The organism is Hymenobacter norwichensis DSM 15439, from assembly GCF_000420705.1.
GTDB lineage: Bacteria > Bacteroidota > Bacteroidia > Cytophagales > Hymenobacteraceae > Hymenobacter > Hymenobacter norwichensis.
On record NZ_ATVL01000008.1, the window covers coordinates 122302 to 137841 of the forward strand.

At 51.5% G+C, this 15540-nt stretch carries 18 protein-coding genes; 13 read left to right on the forward strand and 5 right to left on the reverse strand.

Annotated elements, in window-relative coordinates; genetic code table 11:
* Positions 1-14 precede the first annotated feature (14 nt).
* The 5 genes from G536_RS0111580 (at position 15) to G536_RS0111605 (ending at position 4232) form a co-directional block, all read left to right on the forward strand.
* Positions 15-368, forward strand: coding sequence for a hypothetical protein (locus G536_RS0111580; RefSeq protein ID WP_157530578.1), 354 nt, complete (start codon positions 15-17; stop codon positions 366-368).
* 639 nt (positions 369-1007) lie between these two features.
* Positions 1008-1220: a hypothetical protein gene (locus G536_RS0111590; RefSeq protein ID WP_022823762.1), complete on the forward strand. Its 213-nt coding sequence runs from the start codon at positions 1008-1010 to the stop codon at positions 1218-1220.
* Positions 1214-1630: a hypothetical protein gene (locus G536_RS30615; RefSeq protein ID WP_022823763.1), complete on the forward strand. Its 417-nt coding sequence runs from the start codon at positions 1214-1216 to the stop codon at positions 1628-1630. Before G536_RS0111590 ends, G536_RS30615 begins: the two co-directional genes overlap by 7 nt.
* Before the next feature lie 318 nt (positions 1631-1948).
* Complete coding sequence (locus G536_RS0111600) at positions 1949-2704, forward strand: hypothetical protein (protein ID WP_022823764.1); 756 nt, start codon at positions 1949-1951, stop codon at positions 2702-2704.
* Positions 2705-2885: 181 nt separating this feature from the next.
* Entirely contained in the window at positions 2886-4232 is a 1347-nt protein-coding gene (locus tag G536_RS0111605) for a YCF48-related protein (protein WP_084708589.1), read from the forward strand.
* Positions 4233-4703: 471 nt separating this feature from the next.
* On the opposite strand, the gene G536_RS0111610 is transcribed toward G536_RS0111605, so the two are convergent.
* Complete coding sequence (locus G536_RS0111610) at positions 4704-5141, reverse strand: hypothetical protein (protein ID WP_022823766.1); 438 nt, start codon at positions 5139-5141, stop codon at positions 4704-4706.
* Between the two features lie 452 nt (positions 5142-5593).
* On the opposite strand from G536_RS0111610, the gene G536_RS0111615 reads away from it, so the two are divergent.
* Complete coding sequence (locus tag G536_RS0111615; protein ID WP_022823767.1) at positions 5594-6010, forward strand: hypothetical protein; 417 nt, start codon at positions 5594-5596, stop codon at positions 6008-6010.
* A 352-nt stretch (positions 6011-6362) separates the two neighbouring features.
* Positions 6363-6557: a hypothetical protein gene (locus G536_RS0111620; protein WP_022823768.1), complete on the forward strand. Its 195-nt coding sequence runs from the start codon at positions 6363-6365 to the stop codon at positions 6555-6557.
* Between the two features lie 735 nt (positions 6558-7292).
* Here G536_RS0111620 and G536_RS0111630 read toward each other — a convergent pair.
* Positions 7293-7913, reverse strand: a complete 621-nt coding sequence (locus G536_RS0111630) for a porin family protein (RefSeq protein ID WP_022823770.1) — start codon at positions 7911-7913, stop codon at positions 7293-7295.
* Between the two features lie 548 nt (positions 7914-8461).
* On the opposite strand from G536_RS0111630, the gene G536_RS0111635 reads away from it, so the two are divergent.
* The 4 genes from G536_RS0111635 to G536_RS0111650 all read left to right on the forward strand — a co-directional run bounded on the left by G536_RS0111635 (position 8462) and on the right by G536_RS0111650 (position 11323).
* Positions 8462-9016, forward strand: a complete 555-nt coding sequence (locus G536_RS0111635) for a GNAT family N-acetyltransferase (RefSeq protein ID WP_022823771.1) — start codon at positions 8462-8464, stop codon at positions 9014-9016.
* Between the two features lie 154 nt (positions 9017-9170).
* On the forward strand, positions 9171-9335 hold the full coding sequence (locus G536_RS0111640; protein WP_157530582.1) for a fibronectin type III-like domain-contianing protein: 165 nt from the start codon (positions 9171-9173) through the stop codon (positions 9333-9335).
* Between the two features lie 221 nt (positions 9336-9556).
* Entirely contained in the window at positions 9557-10492 is a 936-nt protein-coding gene (locus tag G536_RS0111645) for a helix-turn-helix domain-containing protein (RefSeq protein ID WP_022823773.1), read from the forward strand.
* A 120-nt stretch (positions 10493-10612) separates the two neighbouring features.
* Positions 10613-11323 carry an SDR family oxidoreductase gene (locus tag G536_RS0111650; RefSeq protein ID WP_022823774.1) on the forward strand — a complete coding sequence of 237 codons (711 nt, stop codon included), beginning with the start codon at positions 10613-10615 and terminating at the stop codon, positions 11321-11323.
* A gap of 200 nt (positions 11324-11523) precedes the next feature.
* On the opposite strand, the gene G536_RS0111655 is transcribed toward G536_RS0111650, so the two are convergent.
* Positions 11524-12591 carry a 3-oxoacyl-ACP synthase III family protein gene (locus tag G536_RS0111655; protein ID WP_022823775.1) on the reverse strand — a complete coding sequence of 356 codons (1068 nt, stop codon included), beginning with the start codon at positions 12589-12591 and terminating at the stop codon, positions 11524-11526.
* Between the two features lie 259 nt (positions 12592-12850).
* Positions 12851-13060, reverse strand: coding sequence for a hypothetical protein (locus tag G536_RS0111660; protein WP_157530583.1), 210 nt, complete (start codon positions 13058-13060; stop codon positions 12851-12853).
* Positions 13061-13337: 277 nt separating this feature from the next.
* On the opposite strand from G536_RS0111660, the gene G536_RS0111665 reads away from it, so the two are divergent.
* Complete coding sequence (locus G536_RS0111665; protein ID WP_022823777.1) at positions 13338-14228, forward strand: cation diffusion facilitator family transporter; 891 nt, start codon at positions 13338-13340, stop codon at positions 14226-14228.
* Between the two features lie 91 nt (positions 14229-14319).
* On the opposite strand, the gene G536_RS0111670 is transcribed toward G536_RS0111665, so the two are convergent.
* The gene (locus tag G536_RS0111670; RefSeq protein ID WP_022823778.1) at positions 14320-14835 is read right to left on the reverse strand and encodes an ASCH domain-containing protein; all 516 of its coding nucleotides are present in this window, start codon (positions 14833-14835) and stop codon (positions 14320-14322) included.
* Between the two features lie 377 nt (positions 14836-15212).
* Between G536_RS0111670 and G536_RS0111675 the strand changes: the two genes are divergently transcribed.
* Positions 15213-15524 carry a hypothetical protein gene (locus G536_RS0111675; RefSeq protein WP_022823779.1) on the forward strand — a complete coding sequence of 104 codons (312 nt, stop codon included), beginning with the start codon at positions 15213-15215 and terminating at the stop codon, positions 15522-15524.
* Positions 15525-15540: the final 16 nt, after the last annotated feature.

Consider the following 15540-nt stretch of genomic DNA (forward strand, 5'->3'; position numbering starts at 1 on the left):
GGCTTAGTCTGCAGATGAACTTTCTGCTTCACAAAGGCTATTTCGCCAGTGGCTTGCAAACGAAAGATTACTTCATCCTCTGCCTTTTCAGCCCCCTCATACTAGTGATGTATTACTACATCCGGAAGGGAGTGCGAGCAGTAAAAAATCTATTCTTAGCCTTATATGGGCTGTCGTTAGTGCAGTTCCTACTTAGCAATATCGACTCCATCCCTACCGATGCCACCCTCAAGACCTTCGACTTCTTTTCGCAGCACATCTTACAACTTGGAGCTGGTGTGCTCATCCTACTGAGTCTTTGGGTACCCAAGTCCATTCATACCAAGCAAGCAGCACATGCTCAGGCCAATCATAACCGCCTAAACTAGACATGCCAGTTACTATTCGTGAGCATGACGTTAAGGCGTCGAATCTGATCTTCGTTAGCATCGCCCTTTACGTGGTTCAAAGGCTGATCTATTGGCCTATTACTCATCTCAGTGAGCCTAAAAGTATTCTATGGCTATTGTTTGGCCTCACAGGAACCATAACTCTTAACGTGGTATTAGCCTTCGGAATACGATCGGGCTATAGCTGGGTCCGAATCCTGTTCGTTCTCTTGACAGTCCCAACTATCTTTTTCGGTTTGAAGGATGTAGCTTCTCTCAAAGAACCGATAAGCAAAGTAATTCTACCGCTGATTGCTATGGTTCTGCAAGGATGGGCCGTAGTAATCATTGTCAAAACCCAACTCTCCTACCATGACTAAGTGCCTGTAGATGCTGTCGATGCGAGCTACCCAACAAGGTTCTAAAACAGCAATACCTGGTGCTACCTGCTCAAGCGCCGGACGCCGTAGGAACTGCGCTAGCTCCACCGTAAGACCATCTGCTACTGCTGGCCCGCGTATGGTTGGGGCCCATTATCCGCGGCTTGCGCCTCCGCAAAGACCTGCGTGTCATTTGGCAACTTATAGTATCTTACGCTCCATCTGCCTCGCTCCCCTCTCAGCCACTTCCCACCTCACCATGACCCGATTTATTGAAGTAACTCACCTAGAAGGCGGCCAGCCACAGCTTATCAACACCGATTACGTGGTGCGCATTGCGCCCGCTGGAGAGCATACGCTGCTCAGCTTCAACGGCTTTCTAGAGAAGGAATATCCAAATTTTATGGTGCAGGAATCCTACGATACCGTGCGCCAACTACTGCACGGGGTAATAGCCCCACGCCTTTGGTAACTACCTTACGCAACACTCAGGGTCAACCCTATCTTTCGCTCGCTTATGATGCCGATAACAACTGGGTGCACTGCGTCTGGCAGGGCGAACAAACCTACGCCAGCGTAGTTGCGGGCTGCACCGCCTGCTTGCTGCTGCTTGAGCAACATCTCTGCTGCTGTCTGCTTAATGATAACCGCCAGGTATATGGCTTTTGGAGTGATGAGGTCGTTGAGTGGGTGGTAGCCGATTGGGGCCCCCGGGCCATGCAGCTAGGCCTAACCCACATGGCCACGGTCCTCTATCCCGAATCACTGGCCGCCGTGTACGAAGAGGCCATGCGGCTGAGTATGCGGGAGGGTTTGCAGTTGCGGGCTTTTTATGAACTGTCGGCCGCCCAGCAGTGGCTACTCAGCCACCAGGCTACGTAGCCATCTTCGTAAAAAAGCAGACTCACCCCACGGCCGGTTGTTCACTGCTTACAAGACATTCAAGCTGGCAGTGAGCAACCGGCCGGATTTCTTTTACAGTTTGATTATGCACAGCCCCGCTTTTGAAGTAAATATGCTTCTGCTGCGCAGAAACGGCCTTTGGCTTTGTAGCATTTCGTAGCAACCAATTCAACTCTCGCTTCTACTACAAGAACACGCCTTCTGAACTAGGGAGACCTTTTCTTGTCGCACTCAGCACAGGACGCTTGCCAAGTATCTGATATTAATTACGCCTGAGTAGTTAGCTTTTCTTCGATAATGCTCCACCTAAAAAATTGCCTGCTGCTTGGCTTGGCACTTGTCGTTGTGGCCTGTAGCGAGCCGGCACCCCAACAGGTACGCGCTGAGCGCCTCATAACCCGCAAGGGTGCGGTGTATTCGTTGTTTTTTCCGCAGCATCTTGCCCTAGATATTGTAACCACTCGTCCTAATCCGGCAACCCAAGTCAACCAACTTAGTGTGGCGGCGGCGTACACGAATTTGCAAACCGGCGAGCCGCTGGACCTATTGGTCTACAATGGCGTTATCCGGCAAGCAAAAGCTACAGTAGGCTTTCTGGACGGCGTGCTCACCCTTGCAGGAGATTCTTGCCGAATTTCTCAAGTATCCCAAGGTCAGTGTCCTCCGCTTCACGAATTGGAGCAGGTAAGTGCGCGCCGAGGCACCGTGCTCCTTCAGGAGTTGTTGGTCTTTCGCGGGAGAAATCAAAGAGCAGTTGGAGGCAGCCTTTTCCAACGCCGGGCCATAGTTGAATTAACAGATCATCGGTTTGCCGTGGCCGAAAGCGCGTCGGACTTGCTTACTATGCACCAATTTGCAGAAGACCTACGGGAGCTTGGCGCTTATAATGCGCTATATCTGGACATGGGTGATTGGGATGAAGGCTGGTATAAAACCGGCAAGCAAACGGTAAAGCTCGGCCACCGACGGACAGAAACGCACCGGCAATCCAACTGGCTGGTTTTTGCTGCCCCATCTTCCATCAAGGCCGCTGAGCCGGTGGTACCTAAATGAGCTAGACTACAATGCGTGGGGATTCCCCTTAGCAATCAGGCTTACGAGAGAGTTATTGCTTATAACTCTCTCGTAAGCCTGTATTTGTTTTTGGCTATACAACCCTTTGCGCTATGCCGCCCTCTTATTTCCCGACGGTCAACCGGCCGCCAACACAACTCTTTTATTCCTATCACATTCTATGAAATCAGCTCTCCTTTCCTTGCTGGGGCTAAGTTTGAGTGGCCTCACCGCCCAGGCCCAATGGGTAAATCAACCCATTGCCTTCGCCAATACAGGCTCCATCCCTGCCTACCTCGATGTAGTAGATGCTACCACTGTTTGGACGGCAACAGATGGTCTGACGCAATATGTGGCTCCGCAGCTAGGCCTCACCACCGATGGTGGCCAGACCTGGACGGTGCGCAATGTGCCCGTCCGCACTAACCAGCGCGAAACCATTACAGGGCTGAGTGCTCTCTCGGCTACCTCAGCCTGGGTGGTTACTGTGCCTGTAGATAGCGCCGGCAGCCGTATTCTGCACACCACCAACGGTGGTCAGACTTGGACTGTGCAGGGCCGGGGCACTGCTTTCTTCAATGCTGATAGCTACGCCGAAGTCGTGCATTTCTTTTCCGCTACGGATGGTGTGGTGGTTGGAGCCCCGCTCACTCAATCGTCCGGTCCCGAGGTGTATCGCACCACGGATGGCGGTGCAACCTGGTCGCCCGTGACGCTACCCCAAGCCTTGCTCAATGAGTATCCCGTGGGCATCCGGCCGGCCGTTGTGGGTAATACGATCTGGCTAGCTACTACTAAGGGCCGCGTGTACCGCTCTACGGATCGGGGTGCTACCTGGACGGTCAGTGCCACCCCTACAGGGCAAGATCCTACGGGCCTAGCCTTCCGTGATGCACAAAATGGACTTATGTCCTTCCTCGACGACAACGGCACCAACCACTTGCTTTACCGCACCACGGATGGGGGCGCGACCTGGACGCCGGTAACCTACGCTGGCCCCTTGCACGGCAATAGTCTTTCGGCTGTGCCAGGCACCAATCAGTATGTGTCGGTGGGCGGCAACTTGGGCAACAACGACCAGGGTTCATCCTATACCAGCAACAACGGCCAAACCTGGGTAGCCTTGGAAAGTACTCTTAGCCATGCTCCGGTGGAATTCTTGAGCTCGACGGTGGGCTGGTCTGGAGGCTTTGCCCCTAGCCTGATTGGCCTGCGAGGTGATGGCGTCAATAAATTTACTAGCCAAGTACTGAGCGCACGCGGCACAAAGGCCGCGTTGCAAGCTGGCCTGACATTGGCGCCAAACCCAACCGAGAACGGGCAGACCATACTGCGCACAGCGCGCGTTTTCAGTGCTCCCGCCCAAGTACGGGTGTTCGACGCAACAGGCCGAGTGGTTGCCCAACACACCTGGCCGGGAACGAACCCGCTGGCGCTAGACTTAAGCACACACCGCGCTGGCCTATATGTAGTAGAAGTAACTAGCCCTACCGGATCTATTCAACAGAAAGTGCAGGTTTGCTACTAAAGCGTTGCTTAGAAGATGAGCTTATGAAAAGCCCCGGAACCTAGCAGTTGCGGGGCTTTTACTTTTAGGATTAGTTCGTCTAGCAAGCGGATCTACTACTCATTGAAGCAGCTAGCTGACTGGTATTCTGATATTTATAGCTGTATCCAAACTAGCTAACGTAGCGCCTGGGCAGGAACAGCCCAAAATAGTAAGCACCATTCATCTTTCTACTCATTTCCCGCTTCTTACTCTATATACAGCCCTTTTACACTCACCTCTTAGCCATAATCACTGGCACCCGAAGGAGTGTACTACTCTGGAATACAATAACTTGATTTTGTTATCAGCGACACCTTGCGGGGTTATTTTCTGGATGTCAGAGGCACTACCTGCGGCTATAGACAATTGGTATAAGCAGTGCCTTCCTTATAACCGCCCCGGCCTAAATAGCCCCTAACTGGCAACAAAAGGCGCATGCATACGCAGTACTTATTGCGCAACCTTCTCGTATTCGAGGCGGGGACCATCACAAGCTTCCCACGAATTAACCAGCGTATCGTTTGGTTTGACAAACAGGTACTCCTTCAACTGGCTTGGCGTGCAAGTGCCAATTAAACTGTTAGTCGCGTTGTACGTGAGAATGGAGTACTGGCCAGACGTGGAAGTACGCACGGAGAACGTACCGTGCGCATCTACAGCTTGTCCGTTTTGGATGCGCGTTTTGGTGAAAGTGCTATCAGCCTGAAAAACATACGTCTCCTGCCAAGGCAAGGCCGCGCCCGTGAGGATGGTATTTGTCCAACCAGATGTAGACTTAACTAGCTGCCACGTTTGAGGATAGGTTGTAGTCTGAGTTTCTACTACCTCATCTTTTTGGCAGGAACCTAATGTAGCTATCGAAAGGAACAACAGGAGTGCGTTTTTCATAATTAGCAGAATGTAAGAGGTGTACAAGTAAGAGGCTCAAAGTATTATACAGGTTGCATAAGTAAGCCTGAAAGAAGCGCTTTATACAAAGCTTCTGTTTATTCCCCATGAGTCTTTACCGATTTGCTTCTTACTCGCAGATCCTAGCAGAGAGTATTTGTTATGCATGCAATCGTCGGACGTCTGATTCAAGCCGGAGCGCACTGATTTAATGAGCTGGCTTACTAGCATCATGGTGGGGCCGGTTGCTGTAGTTGGAAAGTTAACGTAACGAGGCCGCTGCCTTATAGGATGCAGCCATGCCCACATAGAATAATCCGCATTTGATAGTCAATGCCGTAATCTAAATCGGTTATGCTACGTACTATTCTCTTTTTGTGCGCCTACGGCTCAGCTCTTTGCACGCTTTTTTTATTTATCAGCTGGCGTAACCTGTCTTTCGTTTCTCCCACATGCCTCTTGAATTAGTTAACGGCTTCGGTCACGTGTACCTCACCATTGAGTATGATGCGGCCAACCACTGGGTCTACAATAATTGGCTTGGCATCCAGACCTATATTGGCATCATTGCCGGAGCCGATGCCTGCTTACACCCACTGCGCGAACATCAGTGCGCTTATTTGCTTAATGATAACCGCCACGTACTAGGCCCATGGGACCATGCGGTGGAATGGATTGCTAAGGACTGGGCTCCGAGGGCTAGTGCGCAGGGCCTCACGCATTTTGCGCAGGTTATCAGCCCTGAAGCACTAGCTGCTACTTCCGGCGAGGCAATGCATGTAGGTATAGGCAACCAATTGCAGATACGCCAGTTTTCGGCTATTGAAGAAGCCCAGGCGTGGTTACGCCAAGCGCAGAACAAGCAGTAACGAACTGCCTTTTACTTGTAAGGCTTCTCCACCACAGATAGAGCATATATGGTTTTAGTGCTCAGCTACTTGCTGCGGCCTATACTTTTCTATAAGCAAATTTACTTCGAGTCAGGATGCCTCTATGCAGCCCGAAATTGCTGCGTTTACTCTCTGTGTGGAGCAGGAGAAGGGGTCGGCTACCAAGGCAGGCCTGTAGGCCTTACTATCGTTGTGGTAAAAGCTTGCTCTGCTACCACGTAAGGTTTATTTTCTTGCGCCAAGAGGTATCACTTGCCTGAATTTCGCGTAGAAATACGCTCACTCACACGCTGGTCTGTGCCTATCCGCCCCTGCAGACATAGCGTTTTATATGATGGACCCAGAAGAAGAATTTATCCAGAATGCCACAACTATGCTGCATTACTCTCGAACCGAGATAAAGCAGTTTCTGGCCTGGACTACCCCCAATACAAACCATCACCAACAAGCCACCCAGATGCTGGCGCAACTTGACCAGCTAGCAACTGGCATGAAAAAACTATTGCACACCTACAAAAACCGTTAGTATTCCATAAGAATACGCCGTGTAGCGTCAAACCAGCGCCTTATCTGAATAAAGGATGAAGCATTTGCCTATCCCTACATACATGTGTGATTGTACATAGAAAACTAGTAAAACATTTTGCCAGCTAATAAACACTTGCTCTTTCGCTGGATAGTTAGAGTGGATAATCAATTGTATTATTTAATTTTTTTATAAAATTACAATGATATATATTACAAATTATTCTATGTTTGCTACTGCAACTTCCTGCTATCTTCTCCCAAGCTTTTCCATCTTGTGATGCGCCTGGATTATCTATCCTCCACTATTGGGCATGCTGTGCCGTCGGCAGCCCTGCACTGGCACCGCTGCCTAGATGCGCAGTGCATTTCCTTTCGCAAGCTGGTTGCGGCTCCGCATCAGCATTGGTATCAGTGTACAGATCCGGCTTGTGTCTGCTTTCAGCGCTACGTAAGCGCCGCCCACCAGCACGCCGCTCGATAAGTTTGGCTCCACACTATATACCCTCTTAAAGAGCATCCGCCGGGCGTAGCTGCTGTTACTAATGCTAATTGCCGGAAGCTTAGCGGCCTTATGAGTGTAAGCCAGATTTAGGTTAATACCGTTTGCGCAAGTACGTCCGCGCATCATATCCGGCTACCTGCACAACGCCATTGAATACACACGCTGCTATGAAAACAAAAAAGCCCCACCTAAATAATTTAGGTGGGGCTTTTCATATGAAAGCGTAGCGGATTAGTTGCTGCCTGGGAAGGCGAAGCCCAACTGAAATTGAAACACCGAGTTGCGGATACTATTTCCTCCTGCCAACGCGGCATCTCCGTCATAAAGTTTGGTGATGCCCCCATTATAGCGGATACCAACATTCGGGCCGCTTTCTAGCTGGTAGCCCACCCCTACAATGTAGCCGAACTGCAGCTTATTGAGTTGGCCTCGAGTGGTAACGTCAGCCATGGACGAATTTTCAAACTTTGTTTTCCGCGCGAATAAGTATCCTATTTGCGGACCGGCTTCAAACACTAAACCAGCAGCGTTGATGCGGGCCAAGAGGGGCAAATCAATGTTATGATACGTTGTCTTGGACACATCCTCAATCTGATAGCCGCGCTGAGAATACAGCAACTCCGGGTGCAACTCAAACAGCCCACCCACGCCTAAAGTCGTTGTGGTTGTAACGCCGGCCTGGAAGCCAAAGCGGTTTTGCACATTACCTTCGAAGTCTTTGTTGTCGCCGGCTAACGTAGCGGCTACTACCCCTACTTTAAGGCCGAAGCGGGTGCCGCCTCCGTTGGCGGATTGGGCTTGCGCAGCGGTAATGCTGGCAAGCAGGGAAAGCGGTAGAAGAATGTTTTTCATAGGTAGGAAAGAAAGGAAGAGGGTGGCAAGGTTCACCTAGTGGGAACTAACTCGAAAGCCCCTGAACTCAGGAGGCCTAGATAAAGACGGTAGACACGCGTATTTTGTTCGCTTAAAATATTGATTGTCAATGATAAAATATGGCTTTTGATGTATATTAGCACAGGCCTAATTATCCATCGGACGCTCGCTCAACTTGCATAAACACAGTGCATTCGTCGTTTCTAGCAGGTATTATATAAGTGGCACAAACTGGCTATTTCTCGTTTCGAAGAAGGAAGCTAAGAAGCTCAGACAGAGACCTATCAAGTTATTTACACGCTTACTTTTACTATAGTAAATAGTGAGCTAAATAGCTTATGCTACTACAGCACGAACCGGCCTAGCCCCTACTCGAATAGCTAGTGTATTAGAACCACCAAGAAGTAGGCTCTGAAGCCTGCAAGTAGTTACTCCCTGAAAAGCAAACGGCTTACTGTAGAGCGAACGAAAGCACTCGTATAAGTTTGGTTCAACAGCAGAGGCCATGTTCCCGTTTGATTTTACCTATGCATACGTTCACCCTTCGGCAGGCTCGTATAGCCGACGCACCGCAACTGGCAGCGTTAGCCAATCAACATACGTATGAGCAACTCGACGAAGCAGCTCGGCAAAGCGGCTTTCTTACCGGCAGATTCACAGCCGCTACGCTAGCAGAGAGAATTGCCTCAGCACCGGGCATAATTGCCATGTACCAAGAAGAAGTAGCTGGCTTCGTGGTCAACTCTCACCTACCCGCCGAGCAGTATCCCCCGTTTATCCAGGAAATTATTGCTTTACTGCCAGGGCTATTTTTCCAGCAGCAAGCCATAACTACCTACCGCTGGTTTTTTTATGGCCCAATACTGGTGCTACCGCCGTATCGGGGTCAGGGCTTGTTACAAGAGCTATTCCACGCTACGCAACGAATGCTCGCTAGCCACTATGAAGTTGGAGTTGCTTTTATTGCAGAACGCAATGTCACTTCTCTCCATTTACACACCCAAAAGCTCGGGTTAGAAGTGGTTGGCCACCTTGTACTTGAGCAAGAGACTTACATCCTGTTGGCTTTCGCTGTCAAATAAGCGCTACTTGTTAGTAGCTCTGCTTCTGAGCAGCTCTTTTGAGCTTATCCATTTCCTTTCAGTTAAGCGCACTACCTCAGAGTAAGGCGCACTGGGCAGCGGCGCTGGCTTGATAAAGATCATCATGAAATGTGCGCTATTACCTGCTAAGGCATTGCTATGCCTGTCCTGTGGTCCTACAGACTATCCCTCCGACCAACTTAAATCCTTATGGCGTGCCTACTCCAACTCTTTCGTACCACTCAAAGAGCCAAAGGACTTCCAGAAAATCAGCCTCAAGCCCGGCAAAACCCAGACGCTCACCTTCACCATCGACTAAAATAAGCTAGCTTTCTACAACAGCAAGCAGGAATGGAAAGCCGAGCCCGACAAATTTAACCTCATGGTAGGCTCCGCTTCCGACGACATTCTCCTTGAAAACGTAGTAGAACTTCTACCAAAGATGGTTTTTATCAACTAGACCGCCCCCCTTGTTTGCACTGATATATAGCAGCAAGCACCGCTACCTATATGTTGCGCAGGATTCGTACAAGTATCCATATGAAACCGAAATCCTTAGCTGCCTTTTACGATGCGTGTGCTCCGGGTGCTGAGTCGGTTGGTGGAGTGCTGCCGCCACCGGGTATGGCGCAGGGCGTGGGGCATTTCAATGTCTTCTCGTTGGCAGATATTCCTTTGGCTCCCCCGATGACGTTTGAACGGCGAGCCTATTATAAAATAACGCTCTGCCGGGGACGCAGTCAAGTGGAGTATGCCGACCAAGCGCCACACCTCGGCAATACTACCCTGTTTCTGGTGACGCCGCGCTTGCCCTACCGGTGGCTGCCCCTCACCGAAACGCCCGCGGGATATTGCTGCCTCTTCGACGATGCGTTTCTACTTCCTGCCCGGACTGGAGTAGTACTGGCAGAACTACCAATTTTTCAAGCCGGAGCTTACCCGGTGTGGGAAGTGGCCGAAGCTGACTGCGCGACCATGGAAGCTATTTTTCAGAAGATGGCGCACGAACTCGTGTCGGGCTACGCCTATAAGCACGACCTGCTACGCACTTACCTCTGGGAGCTGATTCATGTGGTGCAGAAGCTGCAACCAGTTCCTGCCCCGCTGGCTACGCACAGTGCTTCTGAACGAGTGGCCACCCAATTCATGGAGTTGCTAGAGCAACAGTTTCCGCGCCAGAGCCCGCAACCGCCGCTACGCCTACGCAGCGCCACCGACTATGCCAACCAACTAGCTGTGCACGTCAATCACCTCAACCGGGTATTGAAGGAAACAACGGGTTACACCACCACCGCTTTCATTGGCCAGCGCTTGACACAGGAAGCCAAGATCTTGCTGAAGCAAACAGCTTGGAGTATTTCAGAAATTGCCGATAGCCTAGGTTTTGCCGACGTTGCCCATTTCTGCACATTTTTCAAGCGGTACACCGGCCAAACGCCAGGAGACTTTCGGCATTTGGCTGTATTCGGAGCCTGATATGTTTGAAATCTAAAACAGATGGGTTGATTGGCGAAGTCTGGTGCCTGCCTATCTCCCTGACCTTTGGGCACACGTAATCACCTCCCTAAGTAGGGAGATCAAACCCAATGGCAACACATGGCAAACAAGAAAATTGCGCTGGTTTCTGGCGCCAACAAAGGCATCGGCTTTGAGATTGTACGGGGGCTGCTACAGGCAGGCTGCCGGGTGTATCTGGGAGCCCGCGAGGCTACCAAGGGCCAGCAAGCTGTAGCGCAGTTAGCGGCCCTTGGCGCTGTCCACTTCCTCGAATTGGATTTACGCAACCAAGCAACGCTCAATACAGCAGCGGCACAGCTGCAACGCGAAGAAGGACACCTCGATATTCTGGTGAATAATGCGGGCATCAACGTAGCCGGCGACGGTTCGCCGAGCACCGCCGACGTACATAGTGTAGAGCAAGTACTTCAGACCAATTTCTTGGGCACGCTGGCCGTCACTCAAACGTTTCTACCACTTGTGAAACAGTCTGCGGCGGGGCGAATTGTTAATATATCGAGTCCGCTAGGCTCGATAACACTCAGCGGCCAGAACGACTGGGGCCTACTGGGGTACTCCGCCTCGAAAGCCGCGCTGAACATGCTCACGGCACAGCTCGCCTACGAACTACGGGATACGGCTATCAAAGTAAACTCGGCTAACCCCGGCTATACGGCTACTGACTTAAACGGCTTTGCTGGCACAGACACGCCCGAGCAGGGAGCAGCGGAGGCCATCCGGCTGGCACTACTTCCTGCCGATGGCCCCACCGGCACGAGTTCCTCTTCCACTGCTCCTTTGCCTTGGTAAGAGCTTGTCAGGCCCCTAACCTCGGCAGCGGTTCACCAATACCAGCAGGTTCGTTCCTTATGGTTAAGCAACGTGCAAGAACGGTAATGGTAGCGGTGCCGGAAGACAAGATGCTACTGTCACCGGAGAGTCACCGTTAGTAACTCTCCGGTGACAGTAGCACCGGGGTTTTAGCAAAACTTCAGCTCGTAGCAACGCGCTTAAAAGCGGTATACAACAGCATTGATATTCATACCGGCGCCAACTGACGCTAGTACCACATGGTCACCTGGCTCTACTTGGTGCCCATCTAGCTGCCCCTTTAACAGCAAGTCCATCAAAGTGGGTACGGTGGCCACGGAACTGTTGCCTAGCCACGAGATGGTCATTGGCATGAGTGACGGGTCGGGGCGGCCTTCTCCACATAGCTGAAAGAGCCGCTCCAAAATAGCCACGTCCATCTTCTCGTTGGCCTGATGAATCAGTACTTTCCGAATCTGAGTAAGCGGGACCTGCGCTTTGTCGAGCGCCTTTTTCACTACGCCCGGAACGTGCTGCAACGCAAACTCATAGAGCTTGCGGCCCTCCATTTTCATAAATCGGTCGGCCCCACTGTAAGCAGGATTATACGACTTGTCCATTTGCAGCAGGCCGGCATACTGGTGGGCATGCGTTTGGGTATGATGAGCCAAGATGCCGGCCGTACCGTCGTGGCGAGCTTCCAGTACAGCGGCGCCGCTGCCGTCGCTGAAGAGGAGTGTATCCCGGTCATGCGGATCTACTACGCGCGACAAGGTTTCGGTGCCAATCACGAGGCACCGTTTTGCGTCGCCGGAGCGGATGTAATAGTTGGCTTGAATGAGGGCTTCCACCCACCCAGGACAGCCAAAGGCCATATCATAGGCCACACAATTAGGATTCTGAATTTCCAGGCGCGCTTTAATGCGAGAAGCCAAGGACGGAACCTGGTCGACCCGGTTACTACCATCAAGCACATCGCCAAAATTGTGCGCTACAATCAAGTAATCTAGCGTTTCCGGGTCGATACCGGAATTGTGCAGCGCCTGTTGCGCGGCTAGCATCCCTAAATCGGAAGCGGTTTGCTCAGGCAGCGCATAGCGCCGCGCCGAAATACCAGTGATGGCGCGAAACCGGTCGAGCAGTAGGGCTGGCTCCTGCTCGATGGCCGCACCTTCTTTGCTGAAAAAACGGGCGGATAAGAACTCCTCATTACGAAGTAACTTTTCCGGAATGCAGCTGCCCGTTGCTGCAATGACAGATCGAATCATGAACCAATTAGGAAAGGTGACTACCAACTACAACCTGCTCGAAAAACAAGAGTGCGCCGGAAAAGTACATGCGGCTTTATTGGAATGTAAAAAGAAGCCGCGGAAATATGGCAGATGCTAATACGTGGCAAGATACGAACCTCGTGCTTGCACTTCGCAGCCCCAAACATACAGTTCGGAATTAAGGATAAATCGGCTGTTCAGGTTAGTAACAGCAAGCACCGGAACCGCCTCAATTCCAACGCAAGCCAGAGCTTTCTTATCCTTCGTTCAGCCAGTTGCTTTCACTATAGTCGATACCCTGCAACAAGGCTATCCGCTGCTGAATAGCCTGTTTTAGATTTTCAACCGCTACTTGAGGGGAAGCACCAAGGCCGTAGACGGGCTGTATTCCTAAAGCCTCCGGGTCGATGAGCGTTGCCTCGAAAGAATCTGCCTTGCCCTTCCCATCATCGTAAATCTGAATCATGATGCAAGGTATAAGGTGCTGTGCTACTAGGTAGGCCAGCTTACCACTTCGATGCTCTATCAAGCTTCACGGAGTCGAAGGAATCCTTGATTTGAAAGCTGTCCACTGGCCACCTTACGTGGAGGTGTTTGCATAGGTGCGCCGACGAAATTTGCTTATCCAGGAGCCAACGGCACCCTTTACCCATTTCGCTCAGGTATTCTAGGTTTGCCCAGCCTCTCAGTCGCCACATTTTTTTCCGACCTTTGCCCGCCCTGCTATTCCCTTGCTTGCCTCTATGGAGTCACCTCCCACCACTCGCCAACGAGCCGAACGCGGCCAGGAATCGGCCATGATGGGCATCATTGCCAATGTGGCCTTGGTGCTCGGCAAAGGCACAGCCGGAATTCTGGGTCACTCCTACGCTCTGGTAGCCGATGCCATCGAGTCTGGCACCGACATTATCAGTTCTTTTATTGTGTGGCTGGGGCTACGCACTGCCGCCCGTGAGCCCGACGAAAACCACCCTTACGGCCACGGCAAAGCCGAGCCGCTGGCAGCGCTGGTTGTAGCAGGAGCGTTGCTGGCTGCGGCTGGTTACATTGCGCACGAGAGCATTCTGCGCATTCAGACGCCCCACCAACTACCGGCCTCCTTCACGCTGGGCGTGCTGGCCGTAATTATTTTTCTCAAGGAATACCTCTACCGACGTGTACTACGTGTCGGCCAGGAAGTGGATAGCGCCGCCGTGCGGGCCGATGCCTGGCACCACCGCGCCGATGCCATTACTTCCTGCACGGCCTTCGTAGGCATTAGCATTGCTCTGCTTGGAGGACCGGGCTACGAAAGTGCCGACGACTGGGCTGCCCTAGTCGCGTGCGGCTTTATCGTTTACAACGCTTACCACATCTTCCGGCCGGCCTTTGGCGAGATTATGGACGAGGCTCCCGAAGGAACCTGGACCCAGGATGTTCGTGCGTTGGCCGAAAGCGTGCCGGGCGTACTGGCCACCGAGAAGTGCTTTGTACGCAAAATGGGCTTCGAGTACTTTGCCGACCTGCATGTCATCGTCGATGGCAACATCAGTGTACGTGCCGGTCACGACATTGCGCACCAGGTAAAAGCCACCATCATCCAAGCCATGCCGTCGGTCTATGACGTTCTTGTCCATATAGAGCCAGCTGCGTAGGCCGTTAGCTGGTAGCCTGAGCAGTAATAGAGAATAGCTCTGGCTAACCAAGCTATTTTGTCTTCCCTTAGATTTAGTTGTTGGAAAGGAGTTACACGGAAACCTGTGTAAACGTCACGACCCACATCCACTGGTTTTGCTCCCAAGCAGTTGGATAAATAGAGTCGAGCAAAACTCGAAAAGCTACTAGTGGTCTGCTGGACCAGTGAAACTGCCCTACCCTGTCTGGATCAGGCACTACCCCACCCCATTGCAGATGGCCATCTTTCTCCTGTTGATGCACGCCTTCTGCCAGAGCATCTTCCTCGGTAATGTCCTGCACTTGCTCGGCTCGGATGCTACGTATTTCCAGTATAAGGCCCGGATCTTCCACTACATACACTTGCTCACCCGGCTGGCCAAACGGGCACGGAACGGGTGGCAGCCTAGACACGGGATTGGCACGCAAGTCAATAAATACCGCGCCCTCCTCTGCTAGCCCATCATACCGGTAACGTTCAGGTTCTTGCTGAAGAAGCAAGTCTAACGGAAAACGACGCCGGGTTACGGTTTTGCGGCTCGCCCAGACGGCAGCCAACATTACTGGGTTGAAAGAAATAGCGCGCATAACTAACTGCTTAGGCCAACACAATCTAGTTAATACAATACGCGTCTAAACTGCTTTATTGCAGAAATATTGTCGTATACCTAGTACAGATATATACTTCTGAATTACAGATGATGAGCCCTAAATGCTAGGTTTGGGCGCGACTCAGTATTAGCTAGAATACAGCTCGTTGCTGGTGCGGATGCAGTTCAGAGCGTAGCTATATACGCTGTACTTTTTTTATCACACTCCTTATTAAGTGGATTCCAACCCAACATCACCTTCAAAAGTGTATTTGAAGACTTTGTAGCTTTAGAGCATACAGCTTCGCCTCTATCTGACGTGGCCGCAAGCATCACGTTACTATTATATTGCCGTTTTTTCTTTTCTGTATGCCAATGCCCAGTTCCATAGTTGCCCATCTCCAGCAGATTCAGCAGCAGCTTGAACCACTTGAACCGCATATAGACGCCGACCAACGGCTACTACGGGAGTTACTCTCTGGAACTATCACAGCCTTACAGGCCCTCTACCCCGATGACCTGACCTTACCACAACGCATTCAGTTGCTACACCAGTTGAGTGTTCTAGAAGAAGAGCTATTTACAACTTCTCATATACTCACTCCGGTGCAGTGGCAACACCTCCACGGGTCTTTGGTGGCGGCCATTCGCAATACGCTGGCCAACGAGGCCAGCAACCGAATGTAACGGCCAATTTCACCTT

Bases quoted from the DNA above. Each gene is read 5' to 3' on its own strand.
- G536_RS0111670 (WP_022823778.1), bottom strand. From the start codon at position 14,835: ATGCGCGCTATTTCTTTCAACCCAGTAATGTTGGCTGCCGTCTGGGCG.
- G536_RS0111590 (WP_022823762.1), top strand. From the start codon at position 1,008: ATGACCCGATTTATTGAAGTAACTCACCTAGAAGGCGGCCAGCCACAG.
- G536_RS0111615 (WP_022823767.1), top strand. From the start codon at position 5,594: ATGCCTCTTGAATTAGTTAACGGCTTCGGTCACGTGTACCTCACCATT.
- G536_RS0111605 (WP_084708589.1), top strand. From the start codon at position 2,886: ATGAAATCAGCTCTCCTTTCCTTGCTGGGGCTAAGTTTGAGTGGCCTC.
- G536_RS0111630 (WP_022823770.1), bottom strand. From the start codon at position 7,913: ATGAAAAACATTCTTCTACCGCTTTCCCTGCTTGCCAGCATTACCGCT.
- G536_RS0111635 (WP_022823771.1), top strand. From the start codon at position 8,462: ATGCATACGTTCACCCTTCGGCAGGCTCGTATAGCCGACGCACCGCAA.
- G536_RS0111610 (WP_022823766.1), bottom strand. From the start codon at position 5,141: ATGAAAAACGCACTCCTGTTGTTCCTTTCGATAGCTACATTAGGTTCC.
- G536_RS0111650 (WP_022823774.1), top strand. From the start codon at position 10,613: ATGGCAAACAAGAAAATTGCGCTGGTTTCTGGCGCCAACAAAGGCATC.
- G536_RS0111645 (WP_022823773.1), top strand. From the start codon at position 9,557: ATGAAACCGAAATCCTTAGCTGCCTTTTACGATGCGTGTGCTCCGGGT.
- G536_RS0111660 (WP_157530583.1), bottom strand. From the start codon at position 13,060: ATGATTCAGATTTACGATGATGGGAAGGGCAAGGCAGATTCTTTCGAG.
- G536_RS0111580 (WP_157530578.1), top strand. From the start codon at position 15: ATGAACTTTCTGCTTCACAAAGGCTATTTCGCCAGTGGCTTGCAAACG.
- G536_RS0111665 (WP_022823777.1), top strand. From the start codon at position 13,338: ATGGAGTCACCTCCCACCACTCGCCAACGAGCCGAACGCGGCCAGGAA.
- G536_RS0111655 (WP_022823775.1), bottom strand. From the start codon at position 12,591: ATGATTCGATCTGTCATTGCAGCAACGGGCAGCTGCATTCCGGAAAAG.
- G536_RS0111600 (WP_022823764.1), top strand. From the start codon at position 1,949: ATGCTCCACCTAAAAAATTGCCTGCTGCTTGGCTTGGCACTTGTCGTT.
- G536_RS0111675 (WP_022823779.1), top strand. From the start codon at position 15,213: ATGCCCAGTTCCATAGTTGCCCATCTCCAGCAGATTCAGCAGCAGCTT.
- G536_RS0111620 (WP_022823768.1), top strand. From the start codon at position 6,363: ATGATGGACCCAGAAGAAGAATTTATCCAGAATGCCACAACTATGCTG.